12 protein-coding genes are annotated in these 14,055 nt (G+C 31.4%); 3 read left to right on the top strand and 9 right to left on the bottom strand.

Going from position 1 to position 14,055, the window contains the following annotated elements; genetic code table 11:
- Positions 1–253: 253 nt before the first annotated feature.
- The 5 genes from ES044_RS07370 to gcvT all read right to left on the bottom strand — a co-directional run bounded on the left by ES044_RS07370 (position 254) and on the right by gcvT (position 5,057).
- Entirely contained in the window at positions 254–1,252 is a 999-nt protein-coding gene (locus ES044_RS07370; protein ID WP_147118839.1) for a metal-dependent hydrolase, read from the bottom strand.
- 105 nt (positions 1,253–1,357) lie between these two features.
- Positions 1,358–1,606 carry a hypothetical protein gene (locus ES044_RS07365; protein ID WP_147118838.1) on the bottom strand — a complete coding sequence of 83 codons (249 nt, stop codon included), beginning with the start codon at positions 1,604–1,606 and terminating at the stop codon, positions 1,358–1,360.
- A 232-nt stretch (positions 1,607–1,838) separates the two neighbouring features.
- Positions 1,839–2,954, bottom strand: a complete 1,116-nt coding sequence (locus ES044_RS07360; protein ID WP_147118837.1) for an SDR family oxidoreductase — start codon at positions 2,952–2,954, stop codon at positions 1,839–1,841.
- 161 nt (positions 2,955–3,115) lie between these two features.
- Positions 3,116–3,838, bottom strand: coding sequence for a YqjF family protein (locus tag ES044_RS07355; protein ID WP_147118836.1), 723 nt, complete (start codon positions 3,836–3,838; stop codon positions 3,116–3,118).
- 133 nt (positions 3,839–3,971) lie between these two features.
- Positions 3,972–5,057, bottom strand: coding sequence for a glycine cleavage system aminomethyltransferase GcvT (gcvT, locus tag ES044_RS07350; RefSeq protein WP_147118835.1), 1,086 nt, complete (start codon positions 5,055–5,057; stop codon positions 3,972–3,974).
- Positions 5,058–5,187: 130 nt separating this feature from the next.
- On the opposite strand from gcvT, the gene ES044_RS07345 reads away from it, so the two are divergent.
- The 3 genes from ES044_RS07345 to ES044_RS07335 are packed head-to-tail and all read left to right on the top strand — an operon-like array spanning position 5,188 to position 7,697.
- The gene (locus ES044_RS07345) at positions 5,188–6,810 is read left to right on the top strand and encodes an aminopeptidase P N-terminal domain-containing protein (RefSeq protein WP_147118834.1); all 1,623 of its coding nucleotides are present in this window, start codon (positions 5,188–5,190) and stop codon (positions 6,808–6,810) included.
- The gene (locus ES044_RS07340) at positions 6,810–7,475 is read left to right on the top strand and encodes an NAD(P)H-binding protein (protein ID WP_147118833.1); all 666 of its coding nucleotides are present in this window, start codon (positions 6,810–6,812) and stop codon (positions 7,473–7,475) included. The genes ES044_RS07345 and ES044_RS07340 overlap by 1 nt, the downstream gene beginning before the upstream one ends.
- Positions 7,476–7,697 carry a VF530 family DNA-binding protein gene (locus tag ES044_RS07335; RefSeq protein WP_018942226.1) on the top strand — a complete coding sequence of 74 codons (222 nt, stop codon included), beginning with the start codon at positions 7,476–7,478 and terminating at the stop codon, positions 7,695–7,697.
- Positions 7,698–7,881: 184 nt separating this feature from the next.
- Here the strand turns inward: ES044_RS07335 and ES044_RS07330 are convergent, their stop codons facing one another.
- The 4 genes from ES044_RS07330 to ES044_RS07315 form a co-directional block, all read right to left on the bottom strand.
- Positions 7,882–10,281, bottom strand: coding sequence for a type IA DNA topoisomerase (locus ES044_RS07330; protein WP_147118832.1), 2,400 nt, complete (start codon positions 10,279–10,281; stop codon positions 7,882–7,884).
- A 45-nt stretch (positions 10,282–10,326) separates the two neighbouring features.
- Positions 10,327–10,629: a type II toxin-antitoxin system RelE/ParE family toxin gene (locus ES044_RS07325; protein WP_147118831.1), complete on the bottom strand. Its 303-nt coding sequence runs from the start codon at positions 10,627–10,629 to the stop codon at positions 10,327–10,329.
- On the bottom strand, positions 10,629–11,048 hold the full coding sequence (locus ES044_RS07320) for a hypothetical protein (RefSeq protein ID WP_147118830.1): 420 nt from the start codon (positions 11,046–11,048) through the stop codon (positions 10,629–10,631). Before ES044_RS07320 ends, ES044_RS07325 begins: the two co-directional genes overlap by 1 nt.
- 224 nt (positions 11,049–11,272) lie before the next feature.
- Positions 11,273–13,396 (bottom strand): Tex family protein, encoded by a 2,124-nt coding sequence (locus tag ES044_RS07315; RefSeq protein ID WP_189663237.1) that lies wholly within the window; start codon positions 13,394–13,396, stop codon positions 11,273–11,275.
- Positions 13,397–14,055 lie beyond the last annotated feature (659 nt).

The following is a 14,055-nucleotide window of genomic DNA, read 5'->3' as shown; positions in this document are numbered from 1 at the left end:
GTTCTAAAGAATAGCAGTAGTTCTTATTTAAATATATTCATTAAATGATAATTGCAGCTTTTAGGTTCGTCTAAAATTTTATTTTTATTTTTGAATGTTTTAAAGCTACACTTTAGACTTATATTTCGATTTGATATTCGAATTCTGCTATTTTTCACTTGTACAGAAAGAACTAGAATAACTGGGTACTCAAATTATAAAGTTTACTTTTTATAGTTAACATAGCTAAAAATTCAACTAGATTTTACGCTTGTTAATTTCCTTTAATCCTGAGCCATAAATCAGATAGTAATTTCTTACCATCTTTTTTTTCTTTGGGTTCTTCCGTTAAAAAAGGTGTTCCGTTTTTATCAACTTCAATTTTATATTTAAAAACAAAATTTTCTGCATTCGGTTGAATACTTAATAAACCAAATCGTAAATCATTAAAATATAAGGTGTTATTTTTTTTGTTGATGGTGTACCAGCCTTTAGAAATTGCAATCATTCTTTTTATCTTCGGATGATTTGCTAAATCGCCTAATAAATGATGATTTTTTGGATACCTAGAAAATTGAATGGGATTTGTATCTAAAAAAGAAGAGTAACCAATTAAAAAAGAATTTTCTGTTTCTATATTTGCACTCCATAAAATAGTGTTTAGCGGAGTTGGTTTTGTGTCAAATGTTTTATAATGAATATTTTGTGTGGTAAGTTCTTTGCTGAATTTTTGATAAGCGAAACCTTTTAAAACAAGCGTAAATACTAAATAGCTGCAGCTTACGATTAAGCCTAAATTGTTATAAAATCTTCTTTTTTTAGTATCTTTTTTTTGACGCATCGCTAAAATTAAAAACACCAAAAACGGAAGTGTATATAAAGGATCTATGACAAAGACGTTTTTAAATGCCAATCTAATGTCTAAAGGCCAAAAAAGCTGTGTTCCCCAAGTTGTTTGTGCATCTAAAATAGGATGTGTAATAAAAGTCCAAAAGAAAAGCCAAGACCAATCTTTTAGATTTTTGTAATGTTCAAATCTGGTAACAATAAACGCAAAAATTGGTGCAAATAGCACAGAGAAAAAAATAGAATGAGTAAAACCTCTATGAATTTCTAGCGCACTAACCGTATCCGTAAAAAAGGAGGCAATGACATCTAAATCAGGAATTGTACCGGCTATAGCGCCATATAACATGGCTTTATTACCAATTTTTTTTCCTAAAACAGCTTCGCCAACGGCAGCCCCTAAAATAATTTGTGTTAATGAATCCAATGAATGAAATTATGTTTGATGCAAAGATAATTTTAAATAGTGGTAAGAATTAGTTTTGTGCAATCGGATTATGAATATTGCAAGTATAAAAGAAATAAATACCTCTTATTCTTGAGATTTTAAATAGGCTTTCCATAATTCCTTTGGATTTTTAACTTTTAAATCCATGTTTCCACAATCCCCGCATATTTGAGCGTTAATTTCTCCTTGTACTGATTTGTTAAAGAATGCTCTATCTGTTTTTTGAATATAGACTGATAAGTTTTTTTCGATATTTCCGTGACTAAAATCTGTAATCGTCGTGTTTTTAATAATTTTTTCAGAGCCACATTTTAAACATTTAATTTCGTCCATCTTTTTCTTTTTTAGTTAAATGTAATTTATGAAGCTTAAAATATAATTTAAACGGTTTAAATTAACACCTCACAAAGCTAAAAATTTTGCGGAGAAAATCAACCAAAAAAATCGTGTGGTTCAAGTTTTACAAAAGAGGGAGGCAATTAATAAAGTGTTGATTTTAATTATGCTATATTTTATTAAAAATTTAAAAAATCATAAGAATAATTCCATTTAAATGAGCAAATTATTAATAACTCTTTCTAAATTTTTTATCTACTGAAAAATTAATGAGGTTCATAAAATTTTTATGAACACCTAAAGTATTTTCTAGTTTTAAATCTGCTATTAGTTTTAAAATTAGCTCGGGTTTAAACTGTAAATCAGGCACTGAAATATATTTCTCAAAAATTACTCCAATCGTTTTATAGTACAATTGCTCAAAAGCATTTAGGTTCTCTGGTCTTTCTTCTACATATTCATAATCATTTACCTTAAAAGCATCTAATACATCGCTAACGTATTCTGTATGCAATATTTGTTCAGGGTTTACAATGTTCAGTTCTTTGATATCAGGATTTAAAAAGGCGTATAAAATAGCTTTAGAAACAAAATCTACGGGTACTATATTTAAACCACTTTTCTTATCGATCCAAATTCTAAAGTTTTCTTTTGCTTTATTGGCGTATTTATCTAAAAACATGGCCCAAGAGTAAAAAACATCAAATTTCGGCGTTTCATAAAAAGGCCGATCGATAAGTCTACCGCAAATAATACTAGGTCTTAAAATCTGTGAATTTATTTTCTTTAGCTCACACATTTCTCTCACATACAATTCACTTTCATATTTAGATTTCTCGTATGGATTTCTAAAATCAGTAACATCATAATTTTTAATTGTATCATTTACTTTTTCATGTTGAATACCAAAAGAATATGCCGTACTAATATAAATAAAACGAGTAACAGTTTCTGGTAACTCATTTAAAAGGTGCTTTGTAATTAGATAGTTTTGCGTGTGTACCATTTCTTTAGAGTCGGTAGTATGCAGTAAACTAGTAGATCCGGCACAATGTATAATCGTGTCAAAATCATACGCTTCTAATGTATCTTTATTAATTTCAGCCAAATTACCAGAAATTAACGTTACTTTTTTTAAACAGTCTTTTAGCGTAAATTTATTTAAAAATTCAGGACGAGAAGCATCTTGCAGAATATCAAGCAAACGTTGTTCGGCAGATTTTTCGTTATCTCTTATAATTACAAAAAGATGATCTACTGTTTTTTCAACAATGGCTTTGTGTATCCATTCAAAAATAATATGACTTCCAACAATTCCTCCACCACCAGTTAATAGACAATTCATACTTATAATTTACGTTTGATTCAGCACGTAAACATACCCCTTTTAAAATTAAAAATAGCACTCTCGAAGCCTCTATAAGTGCTATTTTTTATAAGGGATTTTTGCGTTAAAAAGAAATGTTCTCTAAAGTTCTATTGTATTCAATTTAGGCACCTATAACTTTATAACGCTTTTGTTTTTAAGGTTTTTTTACCTTCAATAGTAATTTTAGAACCTTCAATAAGCATTACCGAAGTGGGTTTTATGTGGTTTAAAAACTCAAATTCTTTACCATATACAAGTTCATAATCTACTTTTATGTCAAAACTTTCTACTTTGTATTGTTGCCATCTTGGGTGTGTCACTTGGTATTCATTGGTAACGGTATTTGTTACTTTAGCATAACCCCAATAATGTTCTGTAATAAATTCGGTTTCACTATTTTGTTCAATTTCTGATGTTTTAAGCGCTGCCGTAACTTTAAAAGATTGCCAAATCTTCTTTTTTCTCCAATGATAAGCTACACTTCTATTGGCATCATTTTCTTCCCATTCGTATTTCATGGGCATTGTTTCATAGTGCTCTTTATAAACAGTATTTGCTACAAAAGTTAGCATCGGTTTAGACACAATTTCTTTTATAAAAACAGCACCACGTTTCCATGTATTGTTTTCTAACCTTCTTACGTAAAAGCGCAGGTTAACTTCTTCTACAGTAGCATGAAAAGGTATTTTTATTCCTAGTATTTTAGTGTCTAAAAATATAAAACCAATTAAGCTTACAAAGCATTTACCTTCCCATAAATCGAGTTCAGTTCCTGGCGGAACATAGGCTGCTAGAATCTTCGGATCAACTTCATAGTTAGCAAATGCTAACTTTCGCCATTCTGCCTTTAAAAAGCTCATTGTTTTTGTTTTTAGTGAGGTATTATTTTGTTATAATTTCCGTTAGTAAAAATACGTCTTTTAAACACAGAAACCTCACTACCGAGTCTCTGGTAATGCCGTTTTTTTTGATTTTATTTTTAAAACTAAATTTTTAGCCTTTATAAAATGGCAACTTAATAATCGTGGCAGGAATTGCTTTTTTACGAACTTGAATATAAATTTGAGTTCCAAATTTAGAGAATAATCTTGTTACATATCCCATTCCAATTCCTTTAGATAAACTCGGACTCATTGTGCCAGAAGTAACAGTGCCCAATACATTTCCAATATTATCAACAATATCATAACCTTGTCTTGGAATGCCTCTTTCATTCATCTCAAAGGCTATTAGTTTTCTTTCTGGTTTTTCTTCTTTTTGTTTTGCTAAAGCTTCATGATTTACAAAGTCTTTGGTAAACTTCGTAATCCAACCTAAACCTGCTTCAATAGGTGAAGTTGTATCATTAAGATCATTTCCATACAAACAATAGCCCATCTCTAAACGCAACGTATCTCTTGCCGCTAAACCAATTGGTTTAATATCGTATGCCGCACCGGCGTCAAAAACTTTGTTCCAAATTTTTTCAGCGTCAGCGTTTTTACAGTAAATTTCAAATCCGCCAGAGCCGGTATAACCCGTTGCAGAAATAATTACATTTTCAACTCCTGCGAATTCTCCTACGTTAAATTTATAGAAAGAAATCGCGGCTAAATTTAAAGGGGTTAAAGATTGCATTGCTACAACTGCTTTAGGTCCTTGTATTGCTAGCAAAGAATATTCTTCGGATAGATCTTTTAAATCTGCATTAAAATTTTCATTGTATTTAGAAATCCAATTCCAATCTTTTTCAATATTAGACGCATTTACAACTAATAAATATTGCTGCTCCTTCATTCGATAACAAAGTAAATCATCTACAATTCCGTTATCTTCATTCGGGAAACAACTATACTGTGCATCACCAATTTCTAATTTAGAGGCATCGTTAGAACATACTTTCTGAATTAAAGCTAATGCATTTTCTCCAGAAACTAAAAACTCACCCATGTGGCTTACATCAAAAACACCTATTGATTTTCTAACAGTAAGATGTTCGGCGGTAACACCTTCATACGATACTGGCATATTATACCCTGCAAAAGGCACCATTTTTGCTCCTAAATTTTCGTGAACTTGATGTAAAGCGATGTTTTTCATGTATAGATTCTTTAAATTTGTGCTAAATTATTGAAAAATTCATAATAAACAATTACTAAAATTCTGTTAATATGTATTCATGAAAAAAGAAATAATATTACATTTGAAGATACATTCAAAAAATAGTAGCATGAAGTTTTTTAAATTAGTAGTAATTACCTTTTTGTTGATAACAACAAATCTTGTTTCGCAGACACCTAAAGATTATTTATCGAAAGAATTTCATAAAGAAAGACGCGCCATTCTACGCGCTAAAATGCCTAAAAATTCGGTAACTGTTGTTTTTGCAAACCCCTTAAGAAACAGAGCAAATGATGTAGATTATATCTTTCATCAAGATCCTAATTTCTATTATTTAACAGGGTATAGAGAACCAAACGGAGTTTTAGTTTTGTTTTCTGATGAGCAAACAGATGATGAAGACAATACGTTTGATGAAATTTTATATGTTCAAAAACGGGATAAAAGAGCAGAGCAATGGAACGGAATACGTTTAGGAACGGAAGGAGCAAAAAAAGAATTAGGCTTTAAAATGGCAATGAACGCAGATGAATTTTTAAAATCAACCATCGATTTTAAAAAGTTTGATAAAGTTTTTATTAAAAAGTTTAACGACGACTATAGAGATTTAGGAGGCGCCGATATTTTTAACCTTGTAAAGAGTTTTAAAATAAAAATAGGGTATGATCCGCTTGTAAATTTATCTAAAAACAAAAAAGATGTGTATACAAGTATTTCAGAAACTCCGGTAGAAAGTAATGCAAACGTTATTAATATTATTGATAGGTTGGCAACAAGCTCTGCTGAAATAAAGGAGGATGATTTAATTAAAGGATATAAAGCTGCAAAAACGGATGCTTTAAAAAAGGAATTTCAGCAGAAAATAACTCTGGTTTTAAAACCAAAAACGAATATCGATTTAACTTTTTTAGCAGCTAAATTGGCAACAATGCGTGAGGTGAAAACAGCTGAAGAATTAAAATTATTAACCAAAGCGGTGCGTATTTCAGCTGTAGGGCAAATAGAAGTGATGAAAGCCATGAAGCCTCACATGTCGGAAACAGAATTACAAGGAATTCACGAGTTTGTGTATAAAAAGTATGGAGCAGAGTATGAAGGATATCCATCAATAGTCGGAGCGGGTAATAATGGTTGTATTTTACATTATATAGAAAACAATAAAACCAAAGTAGGAAATGAATTGGTTTTAATGGATTTAGGGGCGGAATATAGAGGCTATACTGCCGATGTAACGAGAACAATTCCGGCAAACGGAAAATTCACCAAAACACAAAAAGAAATTTACGATTTGGTCTATGAGGCGCAAGAAGCAGGAATCGCTTTATATACAATTGGTGCAAGTTTTGCAGCGCCAAGGCAAATTGCTATCAAAATTATAAATGAAGGATTGTTTAAACTAGGGATTATAAAAACTGTGGATGAAAAACATAATTATTTTCCACACGGAACTTCACATCATATTGGTTTAGATGTGCACGATCCGGGTAATTATAAAAATTTCGAAGAGAATATGGTAGTTACCATGGAACCCGGAATTTATATTCCTGATGGAAGTCCTTGTGATGAAAAGTATTGGGGAATCGGAATTAGAATAGAAGATGATATTTTAGTGACTAAAAACGGGCCGATAAATTTATCAGGAGAAGCACCAAGAACAACAGAAGCTATTGAAAAAATGATGGCAAAAAAATCTGTTTTAAATGATTTTAACTTACCAAATTTAGATGAATAATGAGTAAAACAGCGATTCTTTTAGGCGCAACCGGGTTAACAGGAAGTCTTTTGTTACAAAAACTAATTGAAGATACAACTTACACAAAAATTAAATTATTTTCTAGAAGTGCAACGAAAATTAAATCAGATAAAATTCAGGAGCATATAATCGATGTATTGCAATTAGAAAATTATAAAGAAGATTTTACAGCAGATGAAGTTTTTTGTTGCATCGGCACAACCGCTGCCAAAACAAAAGACAGTTCTAAATACAAACAAATTGATTACGGAATTCCTGTTGCTGCAGCAAAACTTGCAAAAGAAAACAATATGGATACCTTTGTAGTAATGTCTTCCATGGGAGCAGATGCTGCTAGCTCGGTTTTTTATAGCAAAACAAAAGGTGAAATGGAACGTGATGTTTTAAATCAGAAAATCAAAAACACCTATATTTTAAGACCCTCTTTAATTGGGGGCAATCGCAATGAATTTAGATTGGGTGAAAATATAGGAAAAGGTTTTATGAGTCTCATGAACCCATTTATGAAAGGTGGTTTAGAAAAGTATAAAATGATTCATCCAGAAAAAATAGCGAGTTGCATGCAAAAACTAGCTAATAATCACAAAAATCAGTCTGTTTTCAGTTCAGATGAAATAGAAAAAATAGCGAATTCAAAAAAATAAATGAGCACAGAACAACCCAATAATCCTTTACACGGAATAAAATTAGCAACCATGTTAGAACAATTGTTTCTAGAATATGGTTGGGAAGATTTAGGAGATACTTTAAATATCAATGCTTTTAAAAATAACCCTACCTATAAATCGAGTTTAAAATTTTTAAGAACTACGCCTTGGGCAAGAGAAAAAGTAGAACAGTTTTATTTAAAAAACATGATTGATTAGATTTTTTTTTGAAGCTATTTCCTGCTTGTAGTTTATCTTGAGCAAAGTCAAAAGGCGCTCGCTTTTTTTTGAAAAATAAAAAAGAGCTCAAAAAAATGCTTCCATCAAGGCTAGAATCGGTTTACGCATTAATTTCAGACCTCACAGGTTTTTAAAACCTGTGAGGTCTTTAGCTGGTGAAAAATTAGTTTGATATAATTTCGATAACTAATTCTTTTGTTAATGATTTACCATTAGCTCGTTTTTTAATTTCATCGAACTTAAAAACAAAATCACAACCATTTTTGTAATCCGAACAACCATAAGCAGTTTTTCCTTTTAAAATGTTCCCTTTTTTACATTTAGGACACGGAATCTTATCTTTGTCATTACTGGTTTTTGGCGAAGCAATTTTATTTGAATTTAAAGATTGCTTTAATCCTTCTTCTTTCGCAATAACTGCTTTTTTAGGTTCTAATTTTAAATTAAAATCTTCGTCAAAACGAATCAAACCTTCAACAGAATTTCCGTTTTCTTTAAAGCCTTTTAAATTGGTGGTACAATTTTTACCAATCAATCTTATCAACTGATTTTCTGAAACCTTTTTTCCATAGATTTCAAACGGAATTTTAAAATTGCAGTTGTTTTTATATTCAGAGCATCCATAAGCCGAAGAGCCTTTTAAAAGTTGCCCTTTATCACATTTCGGACAAATTTTTCCTGCTACTTGTTTTGATTTTGTTGGAACTTTTTTAGCTGAATTATTAGCGTTTGAATTTACAGATTGCTTCATTCCTGCGTCATTCGCAATGACATCTGAATTTGAAGAAATTCTTTTTTTAGAGGTATTTGAACGAACTTCATATACCAATTCATCCACCATTTTTTTCATGTTGTTGATAAAAGTTCCTGCATTGAACTCTCCACGTTCAATTTCTTTTAAACGTTTTTCCCAACGACCCGTTAGTTCAGCCGATTTTAAAAGTTCGTTGTCAATTATATTTATTAAATCGATACCTGTTTGAGTTGGTAAAACAAGCTTTTTCTTCCGTTCTATATATTTTCTTCGGAATAAGGTTTCAATAATACTTGCTCTGGTAGAGGGTCTTCCAATTCCGTTTTCTTTCATGAGTTCGCGCAAATTGTCGTCATCTACTTGCTTTCCTGCAGTTTCCATGGCACGCAGCAAACTTGCTTCTGTGAAATTTCTTGGCGGTTTTGTCTCTTTTTGTAAAAATGAAGGTTCATGCGCTCCTTTTTCTCCTTTTACAAAGGATGGTAAGGTTGCTTGTTCATTTAATTCCTTTTTAGCCTTGCTCTCTTCAGTTTCAAATGCAACTCGCCAACCTTTGGTTAAAATTTCTTTGCCAGTTGTTTTAAAAGGAACCTCTGCAGCTTTGCCAATTACCGAAGTGTTCGAAACATCCGAATCTGGATAAAAAGCTCCAATAAATCTGCGGGTAATGATATCGTACACTCTTTGTTGATTGTATTGCAAATTTCCTTGAATTCCTGTCGGAATTATGGCATGGTGATCTGTTACTTTAGTATCATCAAAAATACGTTTCGTTTTCTTTATTTTCTTTTCTAGAAGAGGTTGCGTTAGCGCGCTATAATTTGTTAATTTAGATAAAATGCCCGGAATTTTCGGATATACATCATTTGGTAAAAAAGTAGTATCAACTCTTGGGTAGGTCACTACTTTCATTTCATATAATTTCTGAACCATTTTCAGGGTTTCGTCCGCAGAAAATCCAAATTTATTATTGCAATACACTTGCAAACCTGTTAAATCGAATAATTTGGGAGCATATTCTTTTCCTTTCTTTTTGGTTACAGAAACAATTTCAAAGTCAGATTCCTTTACTTTGTTTGCTAAAACTTGTCCGTCTTCTTCTTTTAAAAAACGACCATCTTCGTAATTAAAAAGTGTATTTCTATAGGTAGTTTGTAATTCCCAATAAGGTTCTGGTTTAAAATTCTGAATTTCTAAATACCGATTTACAAGCATCGCTAGGGTAGGAGTTTGCACTCTACCAACCGACAAAACTTGCTTGTATCCTCCGAATTTTATGGTGTATAAACGTGTAGCATTTAGCCCCAAAAGCCAATCTCCAATAGCTCTAGAATAGCCTGCATAATACAAGTTATCATATTTTTCAGAAGATTCTAAATTATTAAACCCTTCTTTAATGGCTTCTTCCGTTAACGATGAAATCCATAGACGTTGCACTTCGCCTTTATAACCACATTGATTAATTACCCAACGCTGAATGAGTTCTCCTTCGGTTCCTGCATCCCCACAATTGATGACAACACTTGCTTTGTCGAACAAAGATTTTACAATATTAAATTGTTTTCTGATCCCTGCATCGCCAGTAACTTTTGTATCAAAACGTTCTGGCAACATTGGCAGATTGTTCAAATCCCAACTTTTCCAATGAGGTTTGTAATCTTTAGGTTCTAGAAGTGTACATAAATGTCCGAAAGTATAGGTTACCGCGTAGCCGTTTCCTTCATAGAAACCATCACGTTTTGTGTTGGCTCCTAGAATATTAGCGATTTCTCTTGCTACACTTGGTTTTTCTGCAATACAGACTTTCATTGGTTAATTTTGCGAAGTCGAAAGTAAGGAAATATTCGAGAAGTTTTATAAATCTCTATTTAACTTATCAGGATTTTGTCTTGTATCAAAAACGGAAATTATTTCTATTTCATCTTTATCTTTTAAAACTCTATAATAAAAAGTAGTTTGTTTTGAAACAACACATTTATACAAACCTTTATATTCAAAAGATTCAATACAGCTATAAGGATACTTTTTTATTTGCTCTACTTTTTCGTAAAGATTTTTTATGAAATCATTTTTAGACTGCAAACTCCAATTCTCTAAAAGGTAATTAGAGATTTGTAGTAATTTATATTCGGCACGATTAGAAAGACTAACTTTCATTAGGAAACTTTACTTAAAAAATCTTCAAAAGAAACTTTTTTACCTTCATCTAATTCTTTAATTCCTTGTTGAATTTCTTCTTTTTCAGAAAGACTTAATTCATTCCAAAAATCTTTATTTTTCCAAAGTATATTTTCAAGTTTAGAAATTGTTTCTTCGTTCTCTAAATTTATAAAATCTTTTATGAAGTTTAATTTCCTATTTCTATGAGAAGCCATTAAAGTTTCGTAGTCGAAAGTTTCTTCATTAAGAATTTCCAAATCCGCTTTTGTAATTTCTTCTTGTTGGTAAGGAATTAGATCATCCCAAAAATCTTTTTTCTCTTTTTTTAGAAGATTTGCTACTTTTTCTATCAATTCAGGAGCATCAATATTTAAAATTTCTTTTACTAATTCTATTTTTGCAGTTTGAATATCCATTTTTTCTTTTTTATAAATATACTATTTTTTTCTGATCATTGTTTCATCAAAATTGATCGAACTTCATTTTAATTGTGAAAGTTCTTTTAAAACTGCTCCCAAGAAACTATTTTACCCGCATTTAATTCTTTAATTTCTAGTTGAATTTAATCTTGTTCAGAAACACTTAAGTCATCACAATAATCATTTTCTTTTTCTTTCTTAAAGATAATAAAATTAATGTTCTACTTCACCAAAGCCAGTTGAATTCTCTTCCTTACCGCATCAACTTCTAAAACTTTTACAGTAATTTGTTGTTGCAAAGTAACAATGGCATTGACATCTTTTACAAAAGTATCAGACAAATTAGAAACGTGAATTAAGCCACTTTCTTTAATTCCAAGATCTACAAAACATCCAAAATTGGTAATATTATTTACAATTCCTGGTAAAATTTGCCCTGCGCTTACATCCGAAATTGAATTCAAATTTTGATCAAAAGAAAATGCTTTCGCTTTTGCTCTTGGGTCTACACCGGGTTTTTCTAATTCTTTAATAATATCTTCTAAAGTTGGCAATCCGATGGTGGATGAAATATAATTTTTTAAATTTATTTTTTGAAGCAACTCTTTATTTCCGATTAAGTCGGAAACCTTTTTTTGCAAGTTCTTGGCCATTGCATCAACCAACCCATAACTTTCTGGATGCACGCCAGAATCATCTAAAGGATTTTTTCCGTTTTTAATTCTTAAAAAACCACCAGCTTGTTCAAATGCTTTTCCACCTAAACGAGGCACTTTTTTAATGGCAGTTCTTGAAGCAAAAGAACCGTTTTCATTTCTATAATTTACAATATTCTCCGCTAATTTTGGTCCGATTCCGGATACATAACTCAACAAAGATTCACTGGCGGTATTGATATTTACACCCACAGTATTTACACAACTTTCTACAGTGATGTCTAAAGATTTCTTTAATTTTGATTGATCTACATCATGCTGATATTGCCCAACGCCAATCGATTTTGCATCAATTTTCACTAATTCTGCCAAAGGATCTTGCAGTCGTCTTCCGATAGAAACCGATCCACGAACCGTAACATCATAATCAGGGAATTCATCTCTTGCAATTTTTGACGCTGAATAAATAGACGCGCCAGCTTCACTAACGACAAAAATTTCTACGTTATTTTTGAACTGAATCTTTTTAATTAGTTGTTCTGTTTCTCTTGAAGCGGTTCCGTTTCCAATGGCAATTGCATCAATTTTATATTGATCAACTAAAGAACTAATCTTGTCTATAGCCTCTGCAGCTTTATTTTGTGGGGCATGCGGATAGATATTGTCGTTGTGCACTAAATCTCCTTGCTCATTTAAACAAACAACTTTACAACCCGATCTAAAACCAGGGTCGATTGCTAAAACTCTTTTTCCTCCTAAAGGCGCGCCTAGTAATAGTTGCTGTAGGTTTTTCGCAAAAACGGTAATGGCATTTTCATCTGCTTTTTCTTTGGCAATTGACAGTGCTTCGTTTGACAAAGAAGGGAATAATAAGCGTTTAAAAGCATCTTGAATAGCCAATTCAATTTGAGGCGAACATTCATTTTGAGTTTTGATAATTCTATTTTTTATTCTCTCTAAAATTCTCTCTGAATCAATGGCAATTTTAACGCGGATAAAACCTTCATTTTCTGCTCTTAAAATTGCTAATAATCTATGAGATGGAATTCTATTTAAAGACTCTTGCCAGTCAAAATAATCTTTAAATTTTTGTGCTTTTTCGTCTTCAATTTTAGTTTTTATGACTTTGGATGCAATTGTAGTATGTCGTTCTAATTCACGTCGGATATTATTTCTAATATCTGTGCGTTCATTGATCCATTCTGCAATAATAAAACGTGCTCCCTCTAAAGCGTCTTCAATAGTTTCAACTTCGTTGGTTGTGTATGTTGAGGCTGTATGTTCTAAATCATTTACACGCTGACTCATCATCAGTTTTGCCAACGGTTCTAGACCTTGTAAACGCGCAGTTTCTGCTTTCGTTTTTCGTTTTTTCTTAAAGGGTAGATATAAATCTTCTAAAGAAATTAAATCTTTGGTAATTTTTACCTGTTCTTCTAAAGCCGGCGTTAAAACATTTTGTTCTTCCAAGGCTTTTAAAATCCTCGCTTTACGCTTTTCTAACGCTTCAAAAAGTTCTTTAAACTTTACAATATCACCAATTTGAACTTCATCTAAATTGCCTGTTATTTCCTTTCTATATCTTGATATAAAGGGGATTGTAGCGTCTTCATTTAATAAAGTAATCGTGTTTTCTATAGATTTTGAAGAAAGTTGTGTTTGTTGAATTATATATTGGAGTAGTTGCATTTTTTGTTTTGAATTAGATGGAGTATTTTTAAAATAGGAACTAGGAATTTTTAATTAAAACTTCTCGATACAATCTCGCCCAAAAGCGAGATCACTCGAAGAGACACGATGTTCTTAATCATATGTAGCACATATTTTAATTTATATTTTAGCACGCGTTGTCACTTTTCATTCAATTAAGTAATCGTGTTTTCTACAGATTTTGAAAAAAGTTGTGTTGGTTGAATTATATATTGGAGTAGTTGCATTTTTTGTTTTGATTTAGATGGAGTATTTTTAAAATAGGAACTAGGAATTTTTAATTAAAACTTCTCGATACAATCTCGCCCAAAAGCGAGATCACTCGAAGGGACACGATGTTCTTACTCATATGTTGTGCATATTTTAATTTATATTTTAGCATGTATTATCACTTTTTATTTAATAAGCTAATTGTCTTTTCTATAGATTTTGAAGAAAGTTGTGTTTGTTGAATTATATATTGGAGTATTTGCATTTTTGGTTTTGGATTTAGATGGAGTATTTTAAAATAGGAACTAGAAATTTTGGCTCTTCGCTAAAAACTTCTCGATACAATCTCGCCCAAAAGCGAGATCACTCGAAGTGACATGTTGTTCTTACTGATATGTTGCGCATATTTTAATCTATATTTTAGCATG

Source organism: Polaribacter sp. IC066, from assembly GCF_007997085.1.
GTDB lineage: Bacteria > Bacteroidota > Bacteroidia > Flavobacteriales > Flavobacteriaceae > Polaribacter.
Note: the sequence above shows the minus strand (reverse complement) of the source record. Positions and strands in the feature narration are given on the sequence as shown.

What these genes read in the sequence shown, in the direction of transcription:
- gcvT (WP_147118835.1), bottom strand. Translation starts at nt 5,057, where the DNA reads ATGAAAAACATCGCTTTACATCAAGTTCACGAAAATTTAGGAGCAAAA.
- ES044_RS07340 (WP_147118833.1), top strand. Translation starts at nt 6,810, where the DNA reads ATGAGTAAAACAGCGATTCTTTTAGGCGCAACCGGGTTAACAGGAAGT.
- ES044_RS07335 (WP_018942226.1), top strand. Translation starts at nt 7,476, where the DNA reads ATGAGCACAGAACAACCCAATAATCCTTTACACGGAATAAAATTAGCA.
- ES044_RS07325 (WP_147118831.1), bottom strand. Translation starts at nt 10,629, where the DNA reads ATGAAAGTTAGTCTTTCTAATCGTGCCGAATATAAATTACTACAAATC.
- ES044_RS07355 (WP_147118836.1), bottom strand. Translation starts at nt 3,838, where the DNA reads ATGAGCTTTTTAAAGGCAGAATGGCGAAAGTTAGCATTTGCTAACTAT.
- ES044_RS07360 (WP_147118837.1), bottom strand. Translation starts at nt 2,954, where the DNA reads ATGAATTGTCTATTAACTGGTGGTGGAGGAATTGTTGGAAGTCATATT.
- ES044_RS07365 (WP_147118838.1), bottom strand. Translation starts at nt 1,606, where the DNA reads ATGGACGAAATTAAATGTTTAAAATGTGGCTCTGAAAAAATTATTAAA.
- ES044_RS07330 (WP_147118832.1), bottom strand. Translation starts at nt 10,281, where the DNA reads ATGAAAGTCTGTATTGCAGAAAAACCAAGTGTAGCAAGAGAAATCGCT.
- ES044_RS07315 (WP_189663237.1), bottom strand. Translation starts at nt 13,396, where the DNA reads ATGCAACTACTCCAATATATAATTCAACAAACACAACTTTCTTCAAAA.
- ES044_RS07320 (WP_147118830.1), bottom strand. Translation starts at nt 11,048, where the DNA reads ATGGATATTCAAACTGCAAAAATAGAATTAGTAAAAGAAATTTTAAAT.
- ES044_RS07345 (WP_147118834.1), top strand. Translation starts at nt 5,188, where the DNA reads ATGAAGTTTTTTAAATTAGTAGTAATTACCTTTTTGTTGATAACAACA.